Consider the following 25,080-nt stretch of genomic DNA (forward strand, 5'->3'; position numbering starts at 1 on the left):
GCGGGTTACCTCATGTTCACCTTCACGGAGCCGGGGTCGAACCCGAAGGGGAGCTCCAGGCGGTGGGCGCGCATCAGTTGCTCGTCGCAGAGGAGGTCCTGGGTGCGGTCGTCGGCGACGATGACCCCGTCGCTGAGGATGACCGCGCGGCCGCACAGCTCCAGGGCGTACGGCAGGTCGTGCGTGACCATCAGCACGGTGACGTCCAAGGACCGCAGGATGTCGGCGAGTTCGCGGCGGGAGGCCGGGTCGAGGTTGGAGGAGGGCTCGTCCAGGACGAGGATCTCCGGGCGCATCGCGAGGACCGTGGCGACGGCGACGCGGCGGCGCTGGCCGAAGGAGAGGTGGTGCGGCGGCCGGTTGAGGTACTCCTCCATGCCGACCTGCTTCAGCGCGTCGGTGACCCGCTCCTCCAGTTCGGCGCCGCGCAGTCCGCTCGACGCGGGTCCGAAGGCGACGTCCTCGCGGACGGTCGGCATGAAGAGCTGGTCGTCGGGGTCCTGGAAGACGATGCCGACGCGGCGGCGGATCTCGGCGAGGTCGCGCTTCCCGACCGGGAGCCCGGCGACCCGGACGGTGCCGGCGCCCGCGTCGAGGATGCCGTTGAGGTGCAGGACGAGGGTGGTCTTGCCCGCCCCGTTCGGGCCGAGCAGCGCGACGCGCTCGCCGCGTGCGACGGTCAGATCGACGCCGAAGAGCGCCTGGTGGCCGTCGGGGTAGGCGTAGGCGAGGCCGCTGACCTCAAGGGACGGCGGTGTGGACGGTACGGGGGCGACGGCGGACTGGCTCATGTGGTCCATCCCAGCAGACACACGGCGAGGGCGAGCAGGGGGAGTGCCGAGGCGTACGCCCACTGGGTGCGCGAGGCGGTCACCTCGTCGATGACCGGCATGGTGCCGGTGTAGCCGCGGCTGACCATGGCGAGGTGGACGCGTTCGCCGCGCTCGTAGGACCTGATGAAGAGCGCGCCGGCCGACTTCGCCAGTACGCCCCACTGCCGTATCCCGCGCGCCTCGAAGCCGCGCGAGCGGCGGGCGATGGACATCCGGCGCATCTCGTCGCTGATCACGTCGCCGTACCGGATCATGAAGGAGGCGATCTGGACGAGCAGCGGGGGCAGTCTCAGCCGCTGGAGGCCCAGGAGCAGGGAGCGCAGTTCGGTGGTGGAGGCGAGGAGCACGGAGGCGGCGACGCCGAGGGTGCCCTTGGCCAGGACGTTCCAGGCGCCCCAGAGGCCGGGGACGCTGACGGAGAGGCCGAGGACGTGGGTCTGCTCGCCGGGCACCACGAACGGCATGAGCAGCGCGAACGCGACGAACGGCACCTCGATCAGCAGCCGTTTGAGGAGGAAGCCGGCCGGGACGCGGGCGAGTGCGGCGGCGCCGGCGATCAGCAGCGCGTACAGCCCGAAGGCCCACACCGCCTCGCGCGGGGTGGAGACGACGACCACGACGAAGCAGAAGACGGCGGCGAGTTTGCAGTGCGGCGGCAGGTCGTGGACGGGCGAGTGCCCGTGCCGGTAGAGCTTGTGGGCGTGCCCCGCGCCCATCAGACCTTCTCGCCGGTACGGGTGTTGCCGCCCGCGGGCTCGTCCTTCGTGCGGCGGCGGGTGACGACGTAGAAGGCGCCGCTGCCGACGACGAGGGTGGCGCCGACGCCGATCACTCCGGCCAGTCCGCCGGAGATCCGGGCGTCGGAGATGTCCTTGACGCCGTAGTCGGCGAGCGGGGAGTCCTTGGAGGCGTGCTCCTCGGTCTTCTTGTCGATGCCCTGGTCGGTGGCGACCTTCTCCAGGCCGTCGGGGTTGGCGGAGGCGTAGTAGGAGACGAAGCCGGCGAGCACCAGCGCGGTGACCAGGCCGGTGGCCCACAGGCCCCGGTTGGAGCGGGCGGCCGGGGCCGGGGCGGCGGACTCGCGGGCGGGTGCGTCGACGAGTTCGCCGTCGATCCGGAGCTTGAGGGGGGCGGTGAGCCCGCGGGCGCCGTGGACGAGGTCGGGGCGTACGGCGATGACGGCGCCGACGGTCAGCGCGGTGATCACGGCCTCGCCGATACCGATCAGGACGTGGACCCCGACCATGGCGGTGAAGACCTTGCCGATCGGGATGTCGGTGGTGCCGCCGATCCAGTACATCAGCGTGAAGGCGCAGGCCGCGGCCGGTACGGAGACGAGTGCGGCGACGAAGGCGGCGGCGGTCATGGAGCGGCGGGTGCGCGGCAGCAGGCCGACCAGTCCGCGGAAGAGTGCGTACGCGACGACGGTCGTCACGATGCCCATGTCGAGGATGTTCACGCCGAGCGCGGTCAGCCCGCCGTCGGCGAACAGGATGCCCTGCATCAGCAGGACGACGGACACGCAGAGGATGCCGGTGTACGGGCCGACCAGGATCGCGGCCAGCGCCCCGCCCAGCAGATGGCCGCTGGTACCGGCGGCGACCGGGAAGTTCAGCATCTGCACGGCGAAGATGAAGGCGGCGACCAGCCCGGCCAGCGGCGCGGTCTTCTCGTCCAGTTCCCTGCGGGCGCCCTTCAGGCTGACGGCCACGGCTCCGGCGGCCACGACTCCGGCGACTGCGGAGACGGGCGCGTTGATGAATCCGTCGGGTACATGCATGGGGGAGGCTCCGCTTCCTGCGTTACTGCCTGACTGCGCGGGGTCATGAACCTCTCAATAATAGAACCTTGTTGCGAACGATTCGCAAGAGCACCTCCGTCACAACTGCCCAGGGTTCTCACCGTGCTCTTTGCCTAAAATATGGGACATTAGAGGACGAAGATATACATACAGGAGGAGCCGGCCCATGTCCCCCGTGATCAAAGAACATGCCCGAGCCCGGCTCGTCACCGACGCCCGCGACCTGCCCACGGTCCCGGTAGAGCTGCGGTACGACACCGCCGACGATCCGCATACGATCCGGGTCGCCTTCCCCGGCGGCGCGGAGTGGGCCGTCGAGCGCGAGGCGCTGGAACGGGGGCTGCGCGCCCCGGTCGAGCACGACAGCTACCGGATCTGGCCGTGCGGCCGGGCTCAGCTCGTCGTCGAGCTCCACGCGCCGACCGGTGTCGAGGTGGTGCAGTTCGACAGCGCCCCCTGATCCGCTTCCTGCGGCGCACCCACACCGAGGCCAGGACCGAGACCGCCCGCGCCTGAGATCTCCCAAGGGCTGTCCCCCGTCATGCCGAGAGCCCCCGTGCACACCAGGTGCACGGGGGCTCTCGTCGCTCCGGTCCCCCGTCCCCACAGGTAACCGGCGCATCCGGGGCCGTGCTCCGCTCAGGCGCGGCTCCGGAGGTCTGCGGCTCTCGGCGGGCGGGTCAGACGCGGGTCAGCTCGCGCTCGCCGCCGTGGTCCGGACCGGCGCCGTCCTCGGCGGCGCCGAGCTCCTTGCGGAGCCCCTCGCCCTCCACGTCCACGTTGGGCAGGACCCGGTCCAGCCAGCGCGGCAGCCACCAGGCCCGCTTGCCGAGCAGGGCGAGGACCGCGGGCACGATCGCCATCCGGACGACGAACGCGTCGAAGAAGACGGCGATGGCCAGCGAGAAGCCGATCATCTTGATCATCGACTCGCTGGAGCCGATGAAGCCGGAGAAGACCGCCATCATGATCACGGCCGCGGCCGTGACCACCCGGGCACCGTGGTTGAAGCCGGTGACGATCGCCTGGCCGGGCTGCTCGCCGTGGACGTACGCCTCACGCATCCGGGTGACGAGGAAGACCTCGTAGTCCATCGCGAGACCGAAGACCACACCCACCATGAAGATCGGCATCATCGACATGATCGGACCGGTCTGCTCGACCCCGAGGAGCGAGCCGAGCCAGCCCCACTGGAAGACCGCGACGACCGCGCCCAGGGCCGCGACGACCGAGAGCAGGAAGCCGAGCGCCGCCTTCAGCGGCACCAGGACCGACCGGAAGACCACCATCAGCAGCAGGAAGGCGAGGCCGACGACGAGCGCCAGGTACGGCAGCAGCGCGTCGTTCATCTTCTGCGAGAAGTCGATGTTCATCGCGGTGGAACCGGTGACCAGGATCTCGGCGCCGGTGTCGGACTTGATGTCCTGGCCCGCGTCGCGGATCGCGTGGACCACGTTCTCGGTCTCGACCGAGCTGGGCCGGTCCTTCGGGACGACGGTGATCATCGCCGCGTCGCCGGCCTTGTTGAAGTTGGCCGGGGTGACGGCGACGACGCCGGGCATGTCGGAGATCTCGTCGCCGACCCGCTTGGCGGCGGTCTTCCCGTCGGAGCTGTTCTCGGTGTCGACGACGACCATCAGCGGGCCGTTGAAGCCGGGGCCGAACCCCTCGGAGAGCAGGTCGTAGGCGCGGCGCTGAGTGGTGCTGGTGGGCTGGGAGCCGTCGTCCGGCAGACCCATCTCCAGGGACGCGGCCGGGATCGCGATCGCACCCAGGCCGAGGACGCCGACGAGCAGCACCCACACGGGCTTGCGCAGCACGAACCGTGCCCAGCGGGTGCCCATGTTCGGCTTGGCCTCGGGCTTGTTCTCCGCCTCCGCGGCCTTGCGGGCCTTGCGCCCCATGACCCGCTTGCCCGCGAAGCCCAGCATGGCCGGGACGAGGGTGAGCGCGATGAGGACGGCGATGGCGACCGTGCCGGCCGCGGCGAAGCCCATCTTCGACAGCATCGGGATGTTGACGACGGCCAGGCCGACCAGGGCGATGACCACGGTGAGCCCGGCGAAGACGACCGCGGAACCGGCCGTGCCGACCGCGCGTCCCGCCGCTTCCTCGCGCTCCCGGCCCTCGGCCAGTTCGGCGCGGTAGCGGGAGACGATGAACAGCGCGTAGTCGATGCCGACCGCGAGGCCGATCATCATCGCGAGGGTCGAGGTGGTGGACCCGAGGTCCAGCACGTTGGCCAGCGCCGTGATCGACGAGACGCCGATGCCGACGCCGATCAGCGCGGTGAGCAGGGGCAGCCCCGCCGCGATGAGCGATCCGAAGGTGATGACGAGGACCACCGCGGCCAGGGCGACACCGATGATCTCGGTGGCTCCGGTCTCCGGCATCACCTGGAGCGCGTCACCGCCGATCTCCACGGTCATCCCGGTCTTCTGGGCGGCCTCGCCCGCGTCCTCCAGGGCGTCCCGGGTCGCGTCGGTCAGCTCCATCGAGTTGACCTTGTAGGTGACCGAGACGTACGCGGTCGAGCCGTTCTTGGAGACGGCCTTGCCGTCGTACGGGTCGACGACAGAGGCCACCTGGTCCGAGCCGGACTTCAGCTGGGCGGTGATCTTCTTGACGTCGGCCTTGTTGGCCGGGTCCGTCATCTTCTCGTTGTCGGGGGCCTTGAAGACGATGCGCGCGGTCGCGCCGTCGGCGCTGGCCGCCGGGAACCGCTGTTCCAGCAGGTCGAAGGCCTTCTGCGCCTCCGTGCCCGGGATCGAGAAGGAGCTGGAGGTGGCGGTGGACGCGGAGGCCGCGCCGAATCCGGCGAGTGCCAGCAGTGCCACCCAGATCAGGGCGACATAGCGGCGGCGCCGGAAGGCGAGCCGTCCGATTTTGTAGAGGAATGTGGCCACGGAGGCGTACTCCCGGTCAGGTCGTTGAGTGGAAAAAGGGCGTGAGGAACCAGCCCGACGACGAGAGCGGCGTGTCAGGTGGGGCTTGGGGAGAGGGCCGTGCGAGGGACGGGGGTCAGACTCCGAGAGCGGGGAGAATCACGGAGTCGACGTAATCGGTGAGGAACGCGTGATCGACAGCGCGGTCCTCGATCAGCTGCCGAGCGGTGAAAGCACCGATCAGCATGTGCGGTACGTACTTCAGCGCCGGGTTGTCCGGGCGCAGCTCACCGCGGTCCAGGGCTCGGCTCAGCAGCTTTTCGAGACCGGTCATTTCCGGTTCGACCAGCAGTTCGCGCAGGGCCTGGAGGAGGTCGGGGTTGTCGTGGACGGCATGGCTCAGACCCCGCATCAGCGCGGCGTCCTTCTCCATCTGGCAGTCATCGGTACGGCTCAGGACGGCGTGGAAGTCACCGCGCAGCGAGCCGGTGTCGACCTCGCCGAGGGAAACGGGCTTGTTGTGCCGCAGAGCCGTGACGACGAGCTTGGGCTTGCTCCCCCACTGGCGGTAGAGGGTGGCCTTGCTGGAACGGGTGCGCGCGGCGACGGCGTCCATGGTCAGGGCGTCGTATCCGACCTCGCGGAGCAGGTCGAGCACGGCGGCGTACAGCTCGCTCTCGCGCTCGGGCGTGAGCCGTGTGCGTGCCATGTGTCGACCCCCCGTTCCCGAGCTCGTGCGATGTGTACGCCACTCGATCGAACACCGCTCGATCGAACATCGGTCAACCGAACGTCAGTCAACCGAACGAAACTGTTTCGTACACATCGACGGTACCCCGGGCGCCCAGCGAAACGGAATCGTTTCGCTTGTGTTCCGCACCACAAGTCGGGGTGCCGTTAACGAGCGAAGCAGCCCGGCCGGGCTGGCGGACCTGGTACATGTACCGGCTTCGGAACGAAGACCACGCTGCCCCGGGACGCCGAAGTGTCCCGGGGCAGCGTGGGTGAGCGGCAGTGACAGGGCTATCGGGAGAGTCGCAGGTCCCAGCCGTCACCGTTGCGGACCAGGGCGGGGGTGTAGGTGGCGGGGGCGGGGCGCCCGGCCTCTTCCCACTGCTTCAGCCAGTCGCGCAGGACGGTCAGGGACGGGGAGTCGGGGACGTCGGCGAGGATCGTGCCGTCCTGTTGGATGACGGCGGCCGTCGTGGTGGTGGTGTGGCCGATCGCCCACAGGTCCGGCCTCAGCCCGGCCGCGGTGAGCCGGTGGTCGCCGCGGGTGGCGGCGAAGGTCCGCCAGGACGGCAGATCGATCTCCGCGCCCGCGTACGGCTCGGTGTGCGCGTCCTTCAGCAGCCGGTCCAGCGCAATGCGGGCACCGGTGTGCAGGTGGTCGTCCTCGCCGCGCCAGGCGATCGAGATCCAGGACGGGTCGGGGACACGGTTCTCCCAGTCCACCCACCGGCCGGGCAGGTCGAGGTCGGTCTTCGGTGAGCTGGTCGCCTCGATGTACCCGCCGGTGAACACTTCCTCTACGGCCGGCTCGCCGCTGGTGACGCGGATCTTGGCGACCACGGTCATGTTGGGCACGGCCGCGATCGGCAACGGGGCGACGATGAGGCCGCCGTCGACCACCTGGTCCACCCACGCGCCTGGCAGCAGCGGCGGGGTGCACCAGGCCACCATCCGGTCGTACGGGGCCCGCGTGGGGAAGCCGCCGGTGCCGTCGGCGGCGTGACAGCGGACATGGTCCACGCCCCGCTGGTGGTGGATGAGGCCCGCCCAGCGGGTCAGGTAGGTGTCGATGTCGAGGCTGGTCACCCTGCCCGTGGGGCCGACGAGCTCGGCGAGAAGACCGCCGGAGTAGCCGGAGCCGGTGCCGAACTCCACCACGTTCATCCCCGTCTCGACACCCAGCGTGGTCAGTTCACGGTGGATGACGGCCGGGTTCGAGCGGTGCGGGGTGGCGCCGCGGCCTTCGTGGTGGGTGTAGTGGCGCTCGGGGACGGTCTCGGCGGCCAGGGCGACGGCGGACATCAGCTCGCTCCTTCGAGGGGTACGGGTACACGCATTCGGTCAACTGCTCCGGGCGGGTGAAGGACACGGCGCCCGGTGACGCGATCAGATGGTCAGTGCGGTGTGGTGGTGCCAGCCCGCTTCGGTGTATTCACCGACCGGGCCGTGGCCAGGCAGCTCCGCCCAGGCGTGGTACTCGACCGGCGGCGGGGAGAACCGCGCCCCCAGGCACCAGTTCAGGCGCCGCCCCATGAGGGCTGCGGCCAGTACCGCGCCGAGGGAGGTTTCCATGCAGGCGGCGCGGCCGGGCCACAGGTGGCCGGTGTGCCGGACCGCTTCGACCAGAGCCCCGGCCCGCCCCGGGGCAAGCGGCCGGCGTCCAGCCCGCCGTGCCCAGCGCACGATCCGGACGGTGTACCGGAACGGCAGCCGCAGCAGCACCAGGGCCAGGGCGAGACCGGCCGCCGCGGCCAGGCGTTCGGGGAAGGTCCCGGTGCGGACGGTGGAGTACGCCTCCATGCTCGTCACCGCCACCCCCACCAACCGCGACGGCTCACGGGCTCCTCGACGGCGAGACCCTGCGCGGTCAGCGCGTCGGCGACCGTACGGAAGTCGGCGCCGGCCTGCCCGGCGGGGAGTCCGTAGCGCTCCGTGTACTGCCCGGCAGCCTCCTCCGCGGTGGTGTCCGCGAGCAGGAGCAGGAGCGCGGCGGACGCGGTCGGGGTCAGGTGCGTCCAGCGGCCGGTGCGTTCGTCGAGGATCGCACCGCCCTCGTCGGTGAGAACTGGATGGGCGCTCTCAGCCAGCTGCCACACGGGAGTTCACCTCCCACCAGGTGGGGGCGACGGTGTCGAGCTGCCGCAGCCAGACCTCGGCGGAGACCGCCAGGTGCAGAGCGCCCTGGGCGGTGGGCTGTCCGGCAGCAGCCCGTGTGAGCATCCGCGCCACCGGCTGCTCGGTGACCAGCCCGGCGGCGGCCAGCCGAGAGGACGGGCCGAGGAGATCGAGCAGGACGGGCGCGTTCTCCCGCAGGCCCGCGTACGCGAGGGCGTTGAAGCCGCCCTTCGTCGTGCGGGCGAGCACGAAGTCGGGCAGCACCCCGGAACCGGTGAACGCCGTGTTCAGCAGCGGTTTGTAGCGGCCCGGGGCGCCGCGCTGATCGGCGGGGACGGCCAGGCAGGCCCGGATGACCTCGTTGTCGAGATACGGGGCGACGAGGTCGATGCCGTACTCGGCGGACGCGATCTGACGCCAGCCGGTGGTGTCGGCGCCGAGACGGGCCAGGTCCTGCCGGTCCGACCACGCGGCGAGGCGTGCGGGTGCGTCGTCCAGTCGGCCGGCGGCGGTGTCGAGGGCAGCGGCGAGCTGGTGGCGGACGTCGGAGCTCATCCAGTCGGCCGTGGCCAGCAGCGGCGTCCACGACACCGGACGGGACGCTTGTGGCACCCACTCCCGTACGGGGCCGCGCAGTTCGGCGGCCGTCTGCTGCCATGCGCCAGCCAGGCCGGCGCGGGAGGCCGGGCGGGCCCGCCCGAGGACCGACCAGGCGGAGGTGTGCCGCAGCCGGGCATGACCGAGCGCGTGGGACCAGGCCCGGCGGTGCTGCCGCTCGCGCAGCAGGTCGGCGAGGTAGGAGGAGGGCGCGGACAGCACCGCGTCCCCGGCCGAACCGGTCACGTGCAGGCCGGCGTCCGGGTGGTGGGCGGCCACGGTGTCCAGCACGGCCCGTTTGATCGACGCGGTGACCGCGTATGCGTTGGGCGCGTCGGTCACCGGCAGTCTGCTCAGGTCGTCAAGTCCGTCGTAGTAGACGGTGTTCGCGGTGCCCGCGACCGCGTGGTGGGTCAGGTTCGGCACTGCCGCGGCGGTGCGGGTCGCGTAGGGGAGATCGTCGTCGCGCAGACGTTCGTCGGCGAACGTCACCGCGGTGACCGGGCCCCGCTGTGCGGCGAGGCAGGCCAGCGTGGTGGAGTCGAGTCCGGCCAGGTCGGCGCTGACCGGGCGCCCATCACACCGGGTGGCGACGGCTTCGACCAGGGCGGCCCGTACCGTCGCCGCGGCGACGGGCAGATCCACGCGTTCGTACTCGGCCGGCTCGAAGCGCACCGTACGGGCGCCCGAGGGGTCGGCCAGCAGCAGGTGCCCACCCGGCACCCGTTCGACGCACCGCGTGAGGCTGCGCTGCCCCAGGACGTCCGGCTGGGCCAGCGCGAGGTGCGCGGCCAGGGCGGTCGGGTCGACCGGCGCCCCGTCAAGGGCGGCCAGCGCCAGCGCGGACGTCGCCCACCACACTGTGCCGCCGTGGCTTCGCCAGTACACCGGGTGCTGCCCGGCCAGATCACCGACCACGGCCAGCGACACCCCGTTGCGGGCGACGGCCAGGTAGGAGCCGGGCCACCGGGTCAGCTCCTGCCACCGCCCGCCCCGCACCGCCGGCAGCCGCGCGGCAAGCTGGTCGTCGTCGGCCCCGCAGTCCCCGATCACGGCCAGCGACACCGGCCCCTGGCTCACCGACCGCACCCGTCCCGTGGGCCAGCCCGCCGTCCATGCCGCCTCGACGCCGGGCACCGGGCGCCCGTCCCGGGGCCGTCTGGCTTCTTCCGTTGACCCGTACCGCCCTGTGCTCCACCGCATCGCCGCCCTCTCCTCCACCGTCGTCGTGCCTGGTCAGGAACCGAGAAGAGCGCCGGGCCCGCCCGTCTGTGCCCCAGCACGTGTATGGCGGGCCCGGCGCCCCTTGGGCCGGGTCGGACAGAGCGGCGTGCGCCCCGTCCGACCCGGCGGACCCGAGGGGTCAGGCGTTCTTGTACTGGGTGTCGTCGGCGGTGTCGAAGTTCTGCGTGCCCAGCGTCACCTCAACGACGTCACCCGCGTCCAGCACGACCGGCGCGACGTACACGGGGGTGATGGTCTGCTCCATGATCCGTACCTCCATGACTGCCGTCCCTCACGCCCGGGAATGGACGCAGGTAGACGGGTGGTGCGAGCCGTACGGCAGGACCCCGGGGAAACCGCTTGAGCCCTGCCGCCCGACCTGATGAACAGTCAACCCGCGCACCCGGCGCGGCGGTACGGTGGTGGGCAGGCCAAGCGGTATATCGGGTATACGGGCAGGTGCTCATGACCACGCGCACGCCGAACCACAAGCTCCGCGATCTCGTCACCGAGACCGGCTGGACGTACGGGGCCCTGGCCAAGGCGGTCCGCGCCGTGGCCGCCGAGTGCGGCACCGGTTTACGCACCAACAAGTCCACCGTGGAGCACTGGATCGCCGGCGTGACACCGGCAGGCGACACCGGCCGCTACCTCGCCGCCGCACTGTCCCGCCGCCTCGGCCGCCTGCTCACCCCGGGCGACCTCGGCCTGGCAGAGCCGCAGGACAGTGACGGCATCGGGCTGTCCCTCGGCAACGATCCGATCGACACCCTGCTGCCGATGTGGAGGTTCGAGTTGGACCGGCGCCGCTTCCTGACCGCCTCCGCCTACTCGGTGGCCGCCGCCGCCCTGCCGCTCTCCTACGTACGCGAAATCGCCGACCGCACGGCAGCCGCACGCACCGGCCACACCGTCGGCATGGCCGAAGTCGCCGCTGTACGGGACATGGTGCGGGTCTTCTCCGAGATGGACGAACGCCACGGCGGACAGCACGGCCGCAGCGCGCTGGTGCAGTACCTGCGCGACGACGTCTCCCCGCTGTGCCGCGGCCGCTTCCGCACCGAGGAGATCCGCCGGCACATGCTCTCCGCCGCCTCCCGCGGCGTTCACCTGCTCGGCTGGAAGAGCTACGACGCAGGCCAGCAGGGACTCGCGCAAAGGTACTACTTGCAGTCCTACGCGCTCGCCGTGGAATCCGGCATCACCGGGCACGACGGCTTCGTGATGCGCACGATGGCCATGCAAGGGCTCAAACTGCACCGCCCCGAACACTGCCAGGGCCTCGCCGAGACCGGCCTGAACCGGGCCAAGGGCAAGGTCGGCACCCAGACGGAATCCCTCTTCCGCATCGTCCACGCCCACACCCTGGCCAAGTCCGGCCGGCGGCAGGCCGCCCTGGCGGAGACCGAGCGGGCGCGTGCCCTGCTGGCCGCCCGCCCCGGGGACGAGGTGCCGTTCTGGGCTCTCGCCTGGGGGCCTCCAGTGGCATCGGTCCACTCGCGCACCGCAAAGGTCTACGAGACATTGGGTGAACACCGTGCCGCAGCCGAGCAGTACGGCCGCGCCGCCACCTCCCGCCCGTCCGGCACGTACGCCCGGATCGTCGCCCTCGACCTGGTGGCCGGCGCCGAGATGCAGCTCAAGGGCGGCCAGATCGAGCAGGCATGCACCACCTGGGGCCGGGCCTTGGACCACATGGACGGCGTACGGTCCGTCCGCACCCGCAAGGCCGTCACCAGCATGCGCAGCGACCTCGCCCGCTTCCGCAGCCGCGGCGTGCGATGCGCCGCCGAACTCGACGAACGCGCCATCGACTTCCTCAGCGACCGCGGCTGACCCGACACTCCGGGTCGGGGACAGGAAGTGACGGACCCGGCCCGGTTCCAGACCGCCCGCAGCAGTGCCCGAGCCCCGCCCGACCAGTCGCGACCTGGAAGAACGCTTGTGATCCACGACCCCAGTACCGCACCAAGGGCGCCCCCGTCCTCGGCGTTCCCCACGGCACGCCGGGCCCGCACCGCGCGGCACACACGCCCCTTCGATCAAAAGGTTACTCACGGGTTACTTGACACCTGGTTCCCCGCTCGTCAACGGCACCCCAAGTTGCCGCCGCCCTCGTGCACGGAAAGCATTGGGGGGTGAGTGACGACGTCTCGTATCTCCGGTTCCCGCACCTCCACGAGGATCTGCTCTGCTTCGCCGCGGAGGACGATCTCTGGGTCGCCCCCCTCGTCCCCGAGGGCGACCGGCCCGGACGCGCCTGGCGGGTGACCGTCGACCGCACCAGAGTCGGCCACCCCCGCTTCTCCCCCGACGGGACCCGGATCGCGTACACGACCTGGCGCAGCCTCGACCCCGAGATCCATCTCGCGCCCGTCACCGGCGGCCCGGCCCGCCGGCTCACCCACTGGGGCTCGACGGACGCCCGGGTCTGCGGCTGGACCCCGGACGACGGCGACGCCGCGCAGATCCTCGCCGTCTCCTCGCACCGGCAGCCGTTCTCGTACTTCTCCTGGGCCTACAGCGTGCCCACGGACGGCAGCCCCGGCGGCCGGCTGCCCTGGGGCCCGGTCTCCGACATCGCCGTCGCGGACATCGCGGGCGAGCGCCGCACCCTGCTGCTCTCCGGCACCCCGCCGCACGAGCCCGCCGCCTGGAAGCGGTACCGGGGCGGGGCGACGGGACGCCTGTGGCTGCACGGCGAGCGGCTGCTCCCGGACATCGGCGGACACCTCGGCTCACCGATGTTCGTCGCCGGCCGGATCGCCTTCCTCTCCGACCACGAGGGCGTCGGCAACCTCTACTCCTGCCTGCCCGACGGCACCGGTCTGCGCCGCCACAGCGACCACGACGCGTTCTACGCCCGGCACGCCTCCAGCGACGGGCGGCGGGTCGTCTACCAGTGCGCGGGCGAGCTGTGGCTGGCCGACGACCTGGAGTCGCCCGGCGCGGTCCCCCGCAGGCTGGAGGTACGGCTCGGCGGTCAGCGCGCCGGCCGGCGCCCCTACCAGGTGCCGGCCGCCAGCCATGTCGACTCGCTCTCCGTGGACGAGACCGGCCGGGCCAGCGCCGTATCGGTACGCGGCAGCCTGTACTGGCTCACCCACCGCGACGGTCCCGCCCGCACCATCGCCGACACCCCGGGCGTACGGGTCCGGCTGCCGGAGATGCTCGGCAGCGGCGGCCAGGTGGCGTACGTGACGGACGCGGCGGGCGAGGACGCGATCGAGATCGCCTACCTGCCGCGTGCCAGCGGCGACCGCGCCCCGCGCCGGCTCGCCTCCGGCCAGGTCGGCCGGGTCCAGGAGCTGATCGCGGACGCCGACGGCGAGACGCTCGCGATGGCCTCGCACGACGGCCGGCTGCTCCTCCTGGACACCGCGGAGGACGGCACCGGCGAACCCGTCGAACTGATCCGCTCCCTCAACGGCCCGGTCCGCGATCTGGCGTTCTCCCCGGACGGGGCCTGGCTGACCTGGTCGCACCCCGGCATCGGCCGCTCGCTGCGGCAGATCAAACTCGCCCGGATCATGGGTGCCGACTCCCCCGTGATCGTCGATGTCACCAACGGCCGCTTCGAGGACGAGAACCCCGTCTTCACCGGCGACGGCCGCTATCTCGCGTTCCTGTCCTGGCGCGGCTTCGACCCGGTGTACGACGTGCACACCGGCGACCTCTCCTTCCCGCTCGGCTGCCGCCCGTACCTGGTCCCGCTCTCCTCCGCGACCCCCTCCCCCTTCGCGCTCTCCCCCGACGGCCGGCCCGCCGCGGGCGGCCTCGACCCGGTGGACACCGCGGAGGCGGGTACGTCGGAGGGGTCCACGGTCACCGTCGAGTTCGAGGGCCTGGAGAGCCGGGTCACGCCGTTCCCGGTCTCCGCCTCCAAGTACTCGGCGCTGTACCCGGTCAGCGGCGGCGGACTGGTCTGGCTGCGCTGGCCGATCTCCGGCGCGCTCGGCGAGACGTTCGCCAACCCGGCGGACATGTCGGGCCGGCCGACGCTGGAGCACTTCAGCATCGCCAAGGCGAAGAGGACCGAACTCGTCAGCCACCTCGACTGGTTCGCCGTCAGCGGCGACGCCTCCCGGCTGGTCGTGATGGACGACGGCGAGCTGCGCGCCGTCCCCGCGAACGAGCCGGGCGACATCGACTCCACGGTCTACCTGGACCTGCGCCGCATCCTGCACGAGGTCGACCCGCCGGCGGAGTGGCGGGGCGCGTACGGCGAGGCCGGGCGCATCATCCGCTCCTACTTCTGGGAGCCGGACATGTGCGGCATCGACTGGGACGCGATCCTGGACCAGTACCGCCCGCTGGTCGAACGGGTCGCCACCCCGGACGAGTTCGCCGATCTCCTGCGCGAGGTCCTGGGCGAACTGGGCACCTCGCACGCCTACGTGGCCCCCGCCCGCCGCAACGAGGGCCCGCCGCACTACCAGCGCGCGATGGGCCTGCTCGGCGCGAACCTGGTGTGCCGGGACGGCGACTGGACCGTACAGCGCATCCTGCCCGGCGACTCCTCGGACTCCAAGGCCCGCTCCCCACTGGCCGGTACGGGCATCAGGGAGGGCGCGGTCCTCACCCACGTCGACGGCCGCCCGGTGGACCCGGTCACCGGCCCCTACCCCCTCCTGTCCGCCGCGGGCGGCACCACGGTCGAGCTGACCTTCCGGCCGGCCGAGGGCGAGGGCCGCTCCCGCCGGGTCGCGATCGTCCCGCTGGTCGACGAACGCCCGCTGCGCTACCAGGACTGGGTGGCCAAGCGCCGCGAGGTCGTACGGGAGATGAGCGGCGGCCGCTGCGGCTACCTCCACATCCCCGACATGGGCGGCTCCGGCTGGGCCCAGTTCAACCGGGACCTGCGCCTGGAGGTCTCCCGCCCGGCCCTGATCGTGGACGTACGCGGCAACGCGGGCGGCCACATCAGCGAACTCGTCGTCGAGAAACTCACCCGCACGATCCTCGGCTGGGACCTCACCCGCAACGCCCAGCCGGTCAGTTACGCCTCCAACGCCCCCCGCGGCCCGGTGGTCGCCCTGGCCGACGAGGCGACCTCCTCCGACGGCGACATGATCACCGCCGCCTTCCGCCTGCTGAAGCTGGGCCCGGTGGTGGGCCAGCGCACCTGGGGCGGCGTGGTCGGCATGACCGGCCGCCACCAGTTGGGCGACGGCACGGTGATCACGGTCCCGATGAACGCCGCGTGGTTCGACGCCTACGGCTGGTCGGTGGAGAACCACGGCGTCTCCCCCGACGTGGAGGCCCTGCGCACACCGCTGGACTGGGCGGAGGGCCGCCACGCGGTGCTGGACGACGCGGTCTGGATGGCCCTGGACCTGCTGGCCGCCAACCCCCCGGCGACCCCGCCGACGTACGAGGGCGCCCCGAATCTGAGGCGGCCACCGCTGCCGCCGCGCGGGTCCGGCACCGCCGCCGAGAGCCCGTCACCGACCCCCTGAACGCCCGCCCCTCCAGGGCACGGCTCACCAATATCGCTTGCAATTCGCGGAAGCAATCTTATAGATTTCCTCACGCAAAGCCTCGGGTTGTCAGCAACTCTGCGAGGTCCGAAGCGATTTGGGGGTTGCCCGGTGTCCGATTCACATGAACACGTTCGCTCTCCGGAACATTTAATGTTCGGCCGCAACGGCGCCGACGCACTGGGCCCTCACTCCTACGACCGGCCGTGGCCCGACGGCACCGTCCGGGCGAGCCGCCACCACACGCTCGTATGCCTTGAGGGGGACTACGCCGACGGCCGCGGGGACAGTGCGCTGGCAGCCCTGCGCGAGACGTACCCCTGGCGGCACGTCACCCAGTGCGGGAACACGATCGTGGTGTGGCCGGTCGGCACGGTGTGGGTCTCCCACCAGCCGGGCGCGGTCATCCTCCGCGGCGACATAGACGGCCTGGACCGGGCCGCCGTCCAGGCCATGTACCCGGGCCGGACGGTCAGTTGCGACGGGGCGCAGCTGACCGTCTGGCCGCCTGCCGGCCGCCGGACCATCCCCCGGACCGACTGACCCCCGCGGGTCAGCCCCGCACCTCGGCCAGGCACGCGTCGTACAGGTCCATGATCTCGCCCTCGCCCCCGCTGTCGACCCACGTCATCGACGCGGCGTCCGGGCACGCGAACGCCGTCGCGATCACCGCGCGGGCCCTCCAGACGCAGAGCCGTTTCGAGGATCTCCTGGGAGGCCGGCCGCCACCTCCCGGCCCACAGCGTGGCCGGCGCGCCCACGCCTCCACCCCGCGGCCCGGAACACGCAAAGGAGCGCATCATGCCCGCATCCGCAGCATTGATCACTGGCGGAACCAGCGGAACGGGCAGGGCGACCGCCGAACTGCTCCACTCACGCGGCTACCGCGTCATGGTCACCGGCCGCGACGCGGAAGCTTTCATTCCATCCTCAAGGCTTCCTCAGGATTGCGGTGATTTTCCCATCTCTTCACAACAGCAGCGTAGATTGATCGGAGACCAGCGCAGTCGTCCGGGTGTCATTCGCAGGGGGAACTACATGAAAAAAACAGCATTTCGGCATGCATTCACTCCAGCAACGATTCTGGCTCTCACCCTGCTGTTAACCACCACCGCCGGCGCAGCCGAGGAGCCGTCCGACGCAGCGCCTGAGAATGTCACCTCCGACCAAGTTGCCTCGCAGGAATCAGGTGACAGCGTGGTGGACGGATCATCCAAATCAGTCGCCGACGTCGTGGCCGACCAAACCCTTTCTGCACTTCCTGAGGTGAGCACCGACGGCGATTCCGGGATCATGCGTTGCGACAACCCGGCCACGTCGTGGGTGAAAGTGAGCGACAAGACCAACTACCACGTCCCTTCCTGGTGGAACGGAACCAGCTACAAAGACGGTCCTGGCGGTTCCATGAGAGTGAGCGTGGAGAAGGCGGGAAAGATCGGGGTCGAGGTCAGTGGGACCGCCGGGGTCTCTGCCAGTGTCGTTCTCGCCGAGGTCAAGGCGGAGTACAGCGCCAAGGTGGTGGGTGAGGTAGGGGTCACTGTGGGGCACACATACACTCACGCGATCCCCGCAAAAAAGTATGGCCACCTGCAATACGGCTCTTGGGGATACAAGGTGAACTGGACAAAGTACAAAACCAGTTCAGACCGCTGCAGCAAGGTCAAGGTTGGCTCGGGAACCGCGAAACTGCCTACAAAAGAGGTCGGGTGGCGGTATTGGGCCACGAACTCATGACAAGGAATCTGCGCGCTTTGACGCGTAAGTGCATCCTCTGCGCGTCTGCATTGACCGTGACCCTGGTAACTGGATGCACCGGCGACTCCGGGGGGCCGAGCGCACCGGAGAGCAGCCCAAGCAGGCAGCAAAACCCCTCAAGCACGTCCGACCGCAACAACGGCAGGCTGGGCGAGCAGGTCGAGAAGACTCTCGGCACGGCCGAGGTCAGCGACAGTGATCCGCTCTTCGTCGAAGCCGGCCTCGAACGTGTCGGCGACGGGTTCCACTCGGTGCCGGAACTGGCGCGAGGGCATTCGTACGAGTTGTCGGTGGTCTGCGTCGGGAAGGGGCAGATCAGCCTTTCCGTAGCCCTGAAGAATCCCCTTCGCCGAACCCTCACATGCGACGGAGTTACGTTGCGACAGCGCCTCACGGCGTCAGGGGACACGATCAAGATCGACGGCGACCAGATGAAGGGAGCCACGGGAATGGTCGGGTGGCGCCTCGACAAGGTGAACAAGGCGGGCGAGTAGGCCGCAGGTTCATCAGGGCGCAGAGCGGCCTCCCGCTCCGGGAGAGGCTCGGCAAGCGCCTCCCAACCTGACGGACGGTTGGGTCGGTGGCCCTGGTGACGTACATGGTGAAAGCTGGGGACGAACGGGTTCTTCCAACGGCGGTGCGAGGACGTATGGAAGGCCGAGCCTGAACCAGCTTCTCCCAGACACCACGGAGCTGCTCACCATGGCCACCACAGGCAGAGACCTCAAACAGACGGCCTCAAAACCGGCCAAGCCGTCCGCTCGAGCCGGAGTTGAGAGTGATCTGGGCGCTTCCCCACACGCCCGGGGCCGCCCCAGCCGCATCCGTCGCGCCCATTTCGCTCTCAACTCCCCACAGATGCGGAGTGTTGGTACACATGCGGGCCCGAGCGGGCGGGTGCCCGCAGCTCGCACCACACCGTCTTCCCGTACGGCCCCTGCTCCACGCCCCACCGCAGCGCCAACGCGTCCACGAGCAGCAGCCCCCGCCCGCACTCGTCACCACTGCCCGCGATGCGTATGGCCGGCCAGACGCCGGGCGCGGGATCGCTCAGCTCCACGCGGATACGGCCGGCGCTCGTACCACTGACGCGGAGCGTGACGGGCGTCCCCTCGCCGATGTGCACGATGACGTTGGTCAGCAACTCGCTGACGCAGAGCGCCAGATCAGGCGAATCCGCACCCCAGTACTGCTCCAGGAGTATCGCCCGCATCTCCGGTACGGCCTTCGGCACGGCGAGCAGGTCCACGGTGAGCGGCAGCGGCGTCATCCCCCGGCCGCCGGGCGCAGCGCCTCGGTCAGCCGACGCGCGGTCACCACCGTGCAGTTGCCGAGCGCGACCAGCGGCGGATGCTTCGTCCACCCGGCGAACGTCAACGGATCGACGCCGAGCGACGGCAGGGTGACCCCGTGCGCGGCGAGCGCGGCGCGCAGCGCGTCGATGTCCTCGACGATGTCGTACGTGGGTGAGTCGTCCCTGATCTCGTCCCTGATCTCGTCCATGAGGAGGCGCACACCTTTCGTTGCTGACTGTGACGAACACCCCACACGCTGCCGCACGGACGTCGGCCGTGGAAGGGATTACCGCTCCACAGAGCGCAGCGCGAAAGGGGCGCGCGTCGGCACGGCGACGGATCTCGGCCGACACCGCCCATGTGTACGGGCACCTGCCACACGGTTCTCGCGACGGTGCCCGTTGGGGGTGTGGTCCTGCCGGGTTCCGGTTCCGGCGGCGGTCAGACGGTGAAGATCCGCTCGGCCTGGTCGCGGTGGGTGTGCAGGTCCCAGTAGACGGGCGAGATCTGGTCAGCGGTGGCGGCCGGGGCTCCCTCGGGGGCGCGGTCACCGATCCACACACCGATCGCGACGTGGGCGGCCTGGATGCCCTCGGGTTCGAGTTCCTTGTGCAGGTTGATCGCCCAGTTGCGCAGTGCGGCACCTGCGGTGTTGATGTCGCCGAGCATGGGGGTCGGGTCGACGGAGCCGGCGCCGGTGGTGAACAGCAGTGTGCCCGTGCCGGCGGCGCGCATCATGGGCAGCACTGCACGGGTGGCGGTCATCGCGCCGTACACGAGGTACCGCATCTGCAGGTCGACGTCCTCGGGCGTGGCCTGGGTGGGGTTCAGGAACTTCGGTTCCGGGCCGCCCGGTGAGTACTCCAGCACGTCGATGGAGCCGAAGTGCCCGGCCGCGTCGGTCAGGGCTCTGGTGAGGGAGTCGCGGTCCAGAACGTCTGCGGGGAAACCCTTGGCGGTGATGCCCTCGGTGGCGAGCTGACCGGCGAAGCCGTCCAGGTGTTCCGCGTTGCGTGCGATCAGGGCGACATCGAATCCTCTGGCACCGAAGGTGCGGGCGATCGCGAGGCCCATTCCGGGGCCGGCGCCGACGACAGCGATGGTGGGCATACAGGTTCCTCCCATGGTGGCCTGTCGTGCATACGACGAGGCCCCGCCCGAAAAGTGGCGGTTACGATAAGTACTCCCGTAACTTTATGGAACCACTGGCTCGCGTCAATCAGGCACTTCGACGTGCCCCGGTTCCCCGGAGGTAACCCATGACGGACCCGACCACCACGCCTGAGGAAGGGCCGCCGGCCCGCACGGCGTTCTGTGACTCCGCCAGCGCACGGGCACGCGAGGTACTCGACCTCGTGGCCGACAAGTGGTCACTGCTGGTCGTGGCCGTCCTGGGGCCCGGCCCGCTACGGTTCACCGAGGTCAAGCGGTCGATCGCGGGCATCAGCCAGCGGATGCTTACCGTCACCCTGCGCGGACTCGAACGCGATGGCCTGCTGACCCGCACGGTCCACAGCGTGATGCCACCCAAAGTGACCTACGAGCTCACGCCCCGGGGCCACACCCTGCTGGAAGCTACCCAGCCCCTCATCGACTGGAGCCTGAAGAACCTGGCCGACATCGACGTCTCCCGCGAAGCATTCGACCAGCGAACCGAAGACCTCGCCCAGGAGACACCTGCCACGCGATGACCCCAGAGCTCACAGGTCCAGGCCTGTTGGAGCCCTGTCCGCGCGATCTCCAGGCCTCGGGCGTACCCCGTCCGTTGCTCACTGTGACGAATTCCTCACGTGCCGCCATGCGGGCCCCTACCGTGGGGGGATCACCGCTCCACGGAGCGCAGCGCGAAAGGCGGTCAACGGTGGCCACACGCAAGGAGATCGACGGCTCGGCGGGAGTCCCGCAGTTCTACGGGAACGAGCTGCGCTTCAAACGGGAGCAGGCGGGCCTGACCCTGGAGAAGCTGGTGGACGGCAGCTTCTTCGGCATCACGTACCTGAGCGAGATCGAGCACGGGCATCGGCGCATGCCGGTGGAGCTGGCACGGCATGTGGACCGGGTACTGGGGACGGACGGGTTCTTCGAGCGACGGTGCGAGGACGTGCGGAAAGCCAAGCGGGGTCCTCACGCCGCATACTTCGCCGAGCTCACGGAGACCGAGACTCGAGCCCGATCCATCAGCGAATGGTCAGGCACGCTGATCCCGGGGCTGCTCCAGACCCGGGCGTACGCCCATGCCGTCGTCCAGTCCGCGCACTCCCTGGACACAACAGAGGAGGCTGAAGCCAAAGTCGAAGGTCGACTGCGGCGGGCCCGGCTGTTCGACGAGCCCAAGAAGCCCGAGTACTGGGTGATCCTGCACGAGTCCCTGGTGCATCACCCCATCCTTCCGCCTGCGGAGATGGCCGAGCAGCTGAACCACATCGCCGCCCTGGTCCAGCGCGGCCGCATCATTGCGCAGATCCTTCCGTGGAATGGGCCAACCCGTGCGCTCACTGAACTTCCTCTCTTTCTCATGGATTTCGACAACGAGCCGCCGCTGCTCTACACCGAGGGCCCTTACCACGGCCAGACCATCGACGATCCGGCACTCGTGACGCGGTACCGCAAGACATACGATCGGCTGAGGGCCGCCGCATCGCCGCCAGAGGCGTCCCTCACCGTGATCGAAAGGGCGGCCGAGGAGTACCGGAATGGTCAGCACCGATCTTGATCTCAGCGCTGCCACCTGGCACAAGAGCAGTCACAGCAATGGGGACGGCGGCAACTGCCTCGAAGTGGCCCATGACTTCGCCCACTGGCACAAGAGCAGCTACAGCAACACCTCCGGCGGCAACTGCCTAGAAGTCGCCGCCGGCCTCCCCGGCCTCGTCCCCGTACGCGACTCCAAGCGCCCCGACGGACCCGCGCTCATCGTGCACGCGGCCGCCTGGACTTCTTTCGTGGCGTCCGTCGTCAGCGGGGCACGCGGGCCCGGACGTTGAGCGTCTCAAGGTGCGCGGGGTCCGGCGCTTCGAGCACCCGGGCCCCGCATCCAGAAAGCCATGGTTCATGGGGATGCCCCACAACATGTGCTGGCTCATGTTGATCATGAAGCTTCCTTACGCCCGATGATCGGCGGCGTCACCTTCGACGAGGACCGACCCTGAACGCCCAGAAAGTCCGGCGGGGTTCAGCGGCCGAACCGTGACTGCAACTGCTCGGGGACACGTTCGCCCTGGATCCGGATATTGGCCGCGGCCTCTTCGATCCGGTGCAGGTCGCCGGTTGTCAGCTCGACGTCGGCTGCGCCCAGGTTCTCTTCCAGGCGGTGCAGCTTGGTCGTGCCGGGGATCGGTACGATCCACGGCTTCTGCGCCAGCACCCAGGCGAGAGCGATCTGGGCCGGCGTGGCTCCCTTGTCATCGGCAATCTGCTGCAACAGATTGACCAGCACCTGATTGGCTTGCCGTGCTTCAGGGCTGAAACGCGGAAGCATTCGGCGGAGGTCGTTGTCGGCCAGCGATGTGCTGGAATCGATCTTGCCGGTCAAGAATCCTTTGCCGAGCGGGCTGTAGGACACCAGACCGATGCCCAGTTCCTCCAAGGTCGGAATGATTTCGGTTTCGTGCTCGCGCATCCAGAGCGAGTACTCGCTCTGGAGTGCCGTTACTGGCTGCACGGCGTGGGCGCGACGAATTGTCGCGGCACCGGCCTCGGACAAGCCGAAGTGCTTTACCTTGCCTTCGGCGATCAGCTCCTTCACCGTGCCGGCCACGTCCTCAATGGGCACGTCGGGGTCAACGCGGTGTTGGTAGAGCAGGTCGATGCTTTCGGTCTGAAGGCGCTTGAGCGCGGCCTCGGTCACTTGGCGGATCTGCTCGGGCCTGCTGTCGACCCCGGACGTCGGCGTCGGCCCGTGCTCGCCGTGCTTGATTCCAAACTTGGTGGCGATCACTACCTGGTCACGGACCGGTGCCAACGCCTGACCGACCAGTTCCTCATTGGTAAACGGTCCGTAGACCTCGGCAGTGTCGAAGAAAGTCACGCCGTGGTCAACGGCCGCCCGCAGCAGCTTCGTCATCTCGGCTGTGTCCTGTGGCTGGCCGTAGAAGAAACTCATGCCCATGCAGCCGAGCCCGAGAGCCGAGACTTCGAGGTGTTGCCCTAGTTTGCGTTGTTGCATTTTTGAGAGATGCTCCTGGGATAGCGGTCGCCTGGCTCCCGCTTACTTCTTGTTCAGCCGGAGCCGGTATCGAGGTGAGGCAGCCAACCGGGGCGCCGGGGAAACCCCAGCGATAAAGGCATGTCCTCAACGCTATGACCTTGGAGTGCACTCCAGGCAAGCGGAACAGGTAAGAAATCAGCAGGGTGCCCCCTCGGGGCTCTACATCTGACTGCGCCACCCTCTGTACGAGATGACCCTCTCACCTCCGCGTGAAACCGAGCCACTGATCCGGGCGGCCCCCCGGGTCACCGCACAGATGGACGCCATCTCTGAACCCCTGAAGGGATAGGACCCGGAACAATGAAATGGACCTACAGCGAACGATGGAACAAGCTACTCGAACGCCCTATCACACCACTTACCGACAAGAAGGCCCGAGCGCGGCACTCGAACGGCCAGCTGTACACCGCCGTTCCCCCCTCCGACGGGAAACGCTCTCCGGATCTGCGTATCGAGATCCACTGGGAGACCGAATACGTCGGGGTCATCTTCATGGACCCATACGGACGCGACGAGCTGCGCTACACATTCTCCGTGATTAACGGCCTGCTCTTCCTTGACGGGGCAAGGCGGTACGAGTACGGGGATTCGGAAGTGCGCGGGGGGTACGCGGACTCCACCTATATGGAATCGTACGACTTCACCCCCGACGGCGTTGCGCATCGGACGGTCGAGTCCGGCGACGAATCCTCCACGCAGAGCCGGGAAATTGACGTCACACTCAACTGGGAGGCGATCCCGCAGTTTGGAGAATACGACTCACTTGTCCGACGCGACCGCGACCAACCCTTCACCGCGTAATCGCGCAGGTCCATTCACGGAACGGCCCGACCCGCGTACTGAGCGAACCGCCTCGAAGTCGCCGCCGGCCTCCCCGGCCCTGTCCCCGTGCGCAACTCCAAGCACCCCGACGGCCCCGGCGCCCTCCGTGGCCTCCGTCAAGGCATCCTGAGCGCCCTCGTGGACCGCAGCCGGCCCCCGCCACTCCCAAGGGGCCCCGGCAGGTCAACTACCGGCCAAACTCAGGTGATTTGGCGACTTCCTCGCTGCCTCATGACTCCCCGCGAACGCTTAATGGTGCTCCCGGGGTATGGGGGTGGGACTGACGACCACAAGGGGGAGCCATGGACGAGACCGGACCCGTCAACACACCACTGCCCGAGCCGCCGCCCTTGCCCCCTCCACGGCCGCCGGTTCCCCCGATGCCGCCGCAGGCACTGCCCGTCCACCCCGGTTCGGTGGTACCGGGACACCTCCAGAACCCCGGAGAGAGCAACCAGCCTCACCGCAAGGGAGACCCCCTGGTCCTCAAGGTCAGCCGACGGACGCTGTGGGTGGGGCCGGCGGCTGTCCCGCTGCACAACATCACCTGGGTCGACGCGTTCAGGCTCAAACACGACTGGAGCAGGGTCTTCAGCACCCTCGTGCAATGGCTGATCGTCGTCGTCCCGGTCTTCGGCGCGATCAACTTCCCGAATGACAGCGCCTTCCGGCAGCGCCTGAGCGGCAGCTTCGTGCTCATCGCCGTCCCGGTCTTCCTGGTCCTCGCCATCAAGGATCTGATCGCGTCGGCGAAGCCGGTGCTGGTCGTCGTGATGAACAGCGGCGCCAGGGTGGTCGTGACCCTGAAGAGCATGGACGAGCTACAGCAGATCGCCGGACAGATCGTGTACGCGATCGACCACCCGGAAGCCGAGTTCACCGCGATCGTGCGGCAGTTCAACAACAGCACGAACAACTACGGCCCTGTCGTCAACATGAACGACGGCCGGGGGAACACGGGATTCAAGCTATGAGTGACGCGTCGAACTACTACGGACCCGTGGTCAACATGAACGGTGGTCGCGGGAACATCGGCATCAACAACGGCACCGCCGGCGGCGCCGCCGGGAACGACGAGCTCCGTACCGCTGTCGAGGAGCTCACCCGATTCCTCCGGGAGCTGCGCCCGCACCTCACCCCGGCCCAGGCCCGGACGGTCGAGGGCGCGCTGCCCGAGCTCACTCCCGACCGGAGCGCACTGCGTGAGCGCGGCATGGTCCTGGCATCCGTCGCGCAGATCGCGGCCACGGTCGGCGAGGTGGGCCGGCCCGCCGCGGAGGCGGTGGGGCGGCTGCTCGCGCTGCTGAGCTGACGACCTCACCCGCGAGGGTCAG

Annotated in this window: 26 protein-coding genes; 12 read left to right on the plus strand and 14 right to left on the minus strand. The window is 69.6% G+C overall.

All coding sequences use genetic code 11. The features are described 5' to 3' along the window. Nucleotides 1-5: 5 nt before the first annotated feature. From ACIO3R_RS14745 to ACIO3R_RS14755, 3 genes are read right to left on the minus strand one after another with little or no spacing between them, the layout of a single operon-like run. Nucleotides 6-791 (minus strand): energy-coupling factor ABC transporter ATP-binding protein, encoded by a 786-nt coding sequence (locus ACIO3R_RS14745; RefSeq protein ID WP_385024904.1) that lies wholly within the window; start codon nucleotides 789-791, stop codon nucleotides 6-8. Further along, a complete protein-coding gene (gene cbiQ / locus ACIO3R_RS14750; RefSeq protein WP_385024907.1) occupies nucleotides 788-1,549 on the minus strand; it encodes a cobalt ECF transporter T component CbiQ in 762 nt (253 codons plus the stop codon). Before cbiQ ends, ACIO3R_RS14745 begins: the two co-directional genes overlap by 4 nt. Further along, nucleotides 1,549-2,613, minus strand: coding sequence for an energy-coupling factor ABC transporter permease (locus ACIO3R_RS14755; RefSeq protein ID WP_402105845.1), 1,065 nt, complete (start codon nucleotides 2,611-2,613; stop codon nucleotides 1,549-1,551). Before ACIO3R_RS14755 ends, cbiQ begins: the two co-directional genes overlap by 1 nt. 187 nt (nucleotides 2,614-2,800) lie before the next feature. Between ACIO3R_RS14755 and ACIO3R_RS14760 the strand changes: the two genes are divergently transcribed. Then, nucleotides 2,801-3,094, plus strand: coding sequence for an SsgA family sporulation/cell division regulator (locus ACIO3R_RS14760; RefSeq protein ID WP_402105846.1), 294 nt, complete (start codon nucleotides 2,801-2,803; stop codon nucleotides 3,092-3,094). 220 nt (nucleotides 3,095-3,314) lie between these two features. Here ACIO3R_RS14760 and ACIO3R_RS14765 read toward each other — a convergent pair whose 3' ends face one another. From ACIO3R_RS14765 to ACIO3R_RS14795, 7 genes are all read right to left on the minus strand, one after another. Then, the gene (locus ACIO3R_RS14765; protein ID WP_402105847.1) at nucleotides 3,315-5,540 is read right to left on the minus strand and encodes an MMPL family transporter; all 2,226 of its coding nucleotides are present in this window, start codon (nucleotides 5,538-5,540) and stop codon (nucleotides 3,315-3,317) included. A 115-nt stretch (nucleotides 5,541-5,655) separates the two neighbouring features. Further along, complete coding sequence (locus ACIO3R_RS14770) at nucleotides 5,656-6,228, minus strand: TetR/AcrR family transcriptional regulator (protein WP_385024919.1); 573 nt, start codon at nucleotides 6,226-6,228, stop codon at nucleotides 5,656-5,658. A gap of 314 nt (nucleotides 6,229-6,542) precedes the next feature. Next, nucleotides 6,543-7,553, minus strand: a complete 1,011-nt coding sequence (locus ACIO3R_RS14775; protein ID WP_402105849.1) for a protein-L-isoaspartate O-methyltransferase — start codon at nucleotides 7,551-7,553, stop codon at nucleotides 6,543-6,545. Between the two features lie 84 nt (nucleotides 7,554-7,637). Beyond that, the gene (locus ACIO3R_RS14780) at nucleotides 7,638-8,051 is read right to left on the minus strand and encodes a lasso peptide biosynthesis B2 protein (RefSeq protein ID WP_402106048.1); all 414 of its coding nucleotides are present in this window, start codon (nucleotides 8,049-8,051) and stop codon (nucleotides 7,638-7,640) included. A gap of 5 nt (nucleotides 8,052-8,056) precedes the next feature. Next, nucleotides 8,057-8,347 carry a PqqD family peptide modification chaperone gene (locus ACIO3R_RS14785; protein WP_402105851.1) on the minus strand — a complete coding sequence of 97 codons (291 nt, stop codon included), beginning with the start codon at nucleotides 8,345-8,347 and terminating at the stop codon, nucleotides 8,057-8,059. Continuing rightward, nucleotides 8,331-10,166, minus strand: a complete 1,836-nt coding sequence (locus ACIO3R_RS14790) for an albusnodin/ikarugamycin family macrolactam cyclase (protein ID WP_402105853.1) — start codon at nucleotides 10,164-10,166, stop codon at nucleotides 8,331-8,333. Before ACIO3R_RS14790 ends, ACIO3R_RS14785 begins: the two co-directional genes overlap by 17 nt. Before the next feature lie 160 nt (nucleotides 10,167-10,326). Beyond that, nucleotides 10,327-10,452, minus strand: coding sequence for a lasso RiPP family leader peptide-containing protein (locus ACIO3R_RS14795; RefSeq protein WP_402105855.1), 126 nt, complete (start codon nucleotides 10,450-10,452; stop codon nucleotides 10,327-10,329). A gap of 200 nt (nucleotides 10,453-10,652) precedes the next feature. Here ACIO3R_RS14795 and ACIO3R_RS14800 point away from each other — a divergent pair, with 200 nt between their 5' ends. From ACIO3R_RS14800 to ACIO3R_RS14820, 5 genes are all read left to right on the plus strand, one after another. Next, entirely contained in the window at nucleotides 10,653-12,023 is a 1,371-nt protein-coding gene (locus ACIO3R_RS14800) for a tol-pal system YbgF family protein (RefSeq protein ID WP_402105857.1), read from the plus strand. Nucleotides 12,024-12,325: 302 nt separating this feature from the next. Continuing rightward, entirely contained in the window at nucleotides 12,326-15,646 is a 3,321-nt protein-coding gene (locus ACIO3R_RS14805) for a S41 family peptidase (RefSeq protein ID WP_402105858.1), read from the plus strand. A gap of 174 nt (nucleotides 15,647-15,820) precedes the next feature. Next, nucleotides 15,821-16,210 carry a hypothetical protein gene (locus tag ACIO3R_RS14810; RefSeq protein ID WP_385024925.1) on the plus strand — a complete coding sequence of 130 codons (390 nt, stop codon included), beginning with the start codon at nucleotides 15,821-15,823 and terminating at the stop codon, nucleotides 16,208-16,210. 258 nt (nucleotides 16,211-16,468) lie between these two features. Then, the gene (locus tag ACIO3R_RS14815; protein WP_402105860.1) at nucleotides 16,469-17,401 is read left to right on the plus strand and encodes a hypothetical protein; all 933 of its coding nucleotides are present in this window, start codon (nucleotides 16,469-16,471) and stop codon (nucleotides 17,399-17,401) included. A 56-nt stretch (nucleotides 17,402-17,457) separates the two neighbouring features. Then, complete coding sequence (locus ACIO3R_RS14820) at nucleotides 17,458-17,916, plus strand: hypothetical protein (protein ID WP_402105862.1); 459 nt, start codon at nucleotides 17,458-17,460, stop codon at nucleotides 17,914-17,916. A gap of 350 nt (nucleotides 17,917-18,266) precedes the next feature. Here ACIO3R_RS14820 and ACIO3R_RS14825 read toward each other — a convergent pair whose 3' ends face one another. The 3 genes from ACIO3R_RS14825 to ACIO3R_RS14835 all read right to left on the minus strand — a co-directional run bounded on the left by ACIO3R_RS14825 (nucleotide 18,267) and on the right by ACIO3R_RS14835 (nucleotide 19,827). Then, entirely contained in the window at nucleotides 18,267-18,692 is a 426-nt protein-coding gene (locus ACIO3R_RS14825; RefSeq protein ID WP_402105864.1) for an ATP-binding protein, read from the minus strand. Then, nucleotides 18,689-18,925: a hypothetical protein gene (locus ACIO3R_RS14830; protein WP_385024937.1), complete on the minus strand. Its 237-nt coding sequence runs from the start codon at nucleotides 18,923-18,925 to the stop codon at nucleotides 18,689-18,691. The genes ACIO3R_RS14825 and ACIO3R_RS14830 overlap by 4 nt, the downstream gene beginning before the upstream one ends. 233 nt (nucleotides 18,926-19,158) lie before the next feature. After that, nucleotides 19,159-19,827, minus strand: coding sequence for an SDR family NAD(P)-dependent oxidoreductase (locus ACIO3R_RS14835; protein ID WP_385024940.1), 669 nt, complete (start codon nucleotides 19,825-19,827; stop codon nucleotides 19,159-19,161). Nucleotides 19,828-19,976: 149 nt separating this feature from the next. Here ACIO3R_RS14835 and ACIO3R_RS14840 point away from each other — a divergent pair, with 149 nt between their 5' ends. From ACIO3R_RS14840 to ACIO3R_RS14850, 3 genes are all read left to right on the plus strand, one after another. Beyond that, nucleotides 19,977-20,408 carry a winged helix-turn-helix transcriptional regulator gene (locus ACIO3R_RS14840; RefSeq protein WP_385024943.1) on the plus strand — a complete coding sequence of 144 codons (432 nt, stop codon included), beginning with the start codon at nucleotides 19,977-19,979 and terminating at the stop codon, nucleotides 20,406-20,408. 170 nt (nucleotides 20,409-20,578) lie between these two features. Continuing rightward, nucleotides 20,579-21,430 (plus strand): helix-turn-helix domain-containing protein, encoded by an 852-nt coding sequence (locus ACIO3R_RS14845; protein ID WP_402105866.1) that lies wholly within the window; start codon nucleotides 20,579-20,581, stop codon nucleotides 21,428-21,430. Further along, on the plus strand, nucleotides 21,411-21,701 hold the full coding sequence (locus tag ACIO3R_RS14850) for a DUF397 domain-containing protein (protein ID WP_402105867.1): 291 nt from the start codon (nucleotides 21,411-21,413) through the stop codon (nucleotides 21,699-21,701). The genes ACIO3R_RS14845 and ACIO3R_RS14850 overlap by 20 nt, the downstream gene beginning before the upstream one ends. Nucleotides 21,702-21,889: 188 nt before the next feature. Here the strand turns inward: ACIO3R_RS14850 and ACIO3R_RS14855 are convergent, their stop codons facing one another. Further along, the gene (locus ACIO3R_RS14855) at nucleotides 21,890-22,882 is read right to left on the minus strand and encodes an aldo/keto reductase (RefSeq protein ID WP_385347559.1); all 993 of its coding nucleotides are present in this window, start codon (nucleotides 22,880-22,882) and stop codon (nucleotides 21,890-21,892) included. 342 nt (nucleotides 22,883-23,224) lie between these two features. Here ACIO3R_RS14855 and ACIO3R_RS14860 point away from each other — a divergent pair, with 342 nt between their 5' ends. The 3 genes from ACIO3R_RS14860 (at nucleotide 23,225) to ACIO3R_RS14870 (ending at nucleotide 25,058) form a co-directional block, all read left to right on the plus strand. Next, nucleotides 23,225-23,725, plus strand: coding sequence for a hypothetical protein (locus ACIO3R_RS14860; protein WP_402105869.1), 501 nt, complete (start codon nucleotides 23,225-23,227; stop codon nucleotides 23,723-23,725). A 323-nt stretch (nucleotides 23,726-24,048) separates the two neighbouring features. Next, nucleotides 24,049-24,720, plus strand: coding sequence for a DUF6232 family protein (locus tag ACIO3R_RS14865; RefSeq protein WP_385347553.1), 672 nt, complete (start codon nucleotides 24,049-24,051; stop codon nucleotides 24,718-24,720). Further along, on the plus strand, nucleotides 24,717-25,058 hold the full coding sequence (locus ACIO3R_RS14870) for a hypothetical protein (RefSeq protein ID WP_402105870.1): 342 nt from the start codon (nucleotides 24,717-24,719) through the stop codon (nucleotides 25,056-25,058). Before ACIO3R_RS14865 ends, ACIO3R_RS14870 begins: the two co-directional genes overlap by 4 nt. Nucleotides 25,059-25,080 lie beyond the last annotated feature (22 nt).

Source organism: Streptomyces sp. NPDC087428 (assembly GCF_044744085.1).
Classification (GTDB): domain Bacteria; phylum Actinomycetota; class Actinomycetes; order Streptomycetales; family Streptomycetaceae; genus Streptomyces.

Bases quoted from the DNA above. Each gene is read 5' to 3' on its own strand.
- ACIO3R_RS14775 (WP_402105849.1), bottom strand. From the start codon at position 7,553: ATGTCCGCCGTCGCCCTGGCCGCCGAGACCGTCCCCGAGCGCCACTAC.
- ACIO3R_RS14760 (WP_402105846.1), top strand. From the start codon at position 2,801: ATGTCCCCCGTGATCAAAGAACATGCCCGAGCCCGGCTCGTCACCGAC.
- ACIO3R_RS14840 (WP_385024943.1), top strand. From the start codon at position 19,977: ATGACGGACCCGACCACCACGCCTGAGGAAGGGCCGCCGGCCCGCACG.
- ACIO3R_RS14860 (WP_402105869.1), top strand. From the start codon at position 23,225: ATGAAATGGACCTACAGCGAACGATGGAACAAGCTACTCGAACGCCCT.
- ACIO3R_RS14835 (WP_385024940.1), bottom strand. From the start codon at position 19,827: ATGCCCACCATCGCTGTCGTCGGCGCCGGCCCCGGAATGGGCCTCGCG.
- ACIO3R_RS14825 (WP_402105864.1), bottom strand. From the start codon at position 18,692: ATGACGCCGCTGCCGCTCACCGTGGACCTGCTCGCCGTGCCGAAGGCC.
- ACIO3R_RS14870 (WP_402105870.1), top strand. From the start codon at position 24,717: ATGAGTGACGCGTCGAACTACTACGGACCCGTGGTCAACATGAACGGT.
- ACIO3R_RS14850 (WP_402105867.1), top strand. From the start codon at position 21,411: ATGGTCAGCACCGATCTTGATCTCAGCGCTGCCACCTGGCACAAGAGC.
- ACIO3R_RS14855 (WP_385347559.1), bottom strand. From the start codon at position 22,882: ATGCAACAACGCAAACTAGGGCAACACCTCGAAGTCTCGGCTCTCGGG.
- cbiQ (WP_385024907.1), bottom strand. From the start codon at position 1,549: ATGGGCGCGGGGCACGCCCACAAGCTCTACCGGCACGGGCACTCGCCC.
- ACIO3R_RS14755 (WP_402105845.1), bottom strand. From the start codon at position 2,613: ATGCATGTACCCGACGGATTCATCAACGCGCCCGTCTCCGCAGTCGCC.
- ACIO3R_RS14815 (WP_402105860.1), top strand. From the start codon at position 16,469: ATGCCCGCATCCGCAGCATTGATCACTGGCGGAACCAGCGGAACGGGC.
- ACIO3R_RS14800 (WP_402105857.1), top strand. From the start codon at position 10,653: ATGACCACGCGCACGCCGAACCACAAGCTCCGCGATCTCGTCACCGAG.
- ACIO3R_RS14745 (WP_385024904.1), bottom strand. From the start codon at position 791: ATGAGCCAGTCCGCCGTCGCCCCCGTACCGTCCACACCGCCGTCCCTT.
- ACIO3R_RS14780 (WP_402106048.1), bottom strand. From the start codon at position 8,051: ATGGAGGCGTACTCCACCGTCCGCACCGGGACCTTCCCCGAACGCCTG.
- ACIO3R_RS14770 (WP_385024919.1), bottom strand. From the start codon at position 6,228: ATGGCACGCACACGGCTCACGCCCGAGCGCGAGAGCGAGCTGTACGCC.
- ACIO3R_RS14795 (WP_402105855.1), bottom strand. From the start codon at position 10,452: ATGGAGCAGACCATCACCCCCGTGTACGTCGCGCCGGTCGTGCTGGAC.
- ACIO3R_RS14830 (WP_385024937.1), bottom strand. From the start codon at position 18,925: ATGGACGAGATCAGGGACGAGATCAGGGACGACTCACCCACGTACGAC.
- ACIO3R_RS14790 (WP_402105853.1), bottom strand. From the start codon at position 10,166: ATGCGGTGGAGCACAGGGCGGTACGGGTCAACGGAAGAAGCCAGACGG.
- ACIO3R_RS14810 (WP_385024925.1), top strand. From the start codon at position 15,821: ATGTTCGGCCGCAACGGCGCCGACGCACTGGGCCCTCACTCCTACGAC.
- ACIO3R_RS14865 (WP_385347553.1), top strand. From the start codon at position 24,049: ATGGACGAGACCGGACCCGTCAACACACCACTGCCCGAGCCGCCGCCC.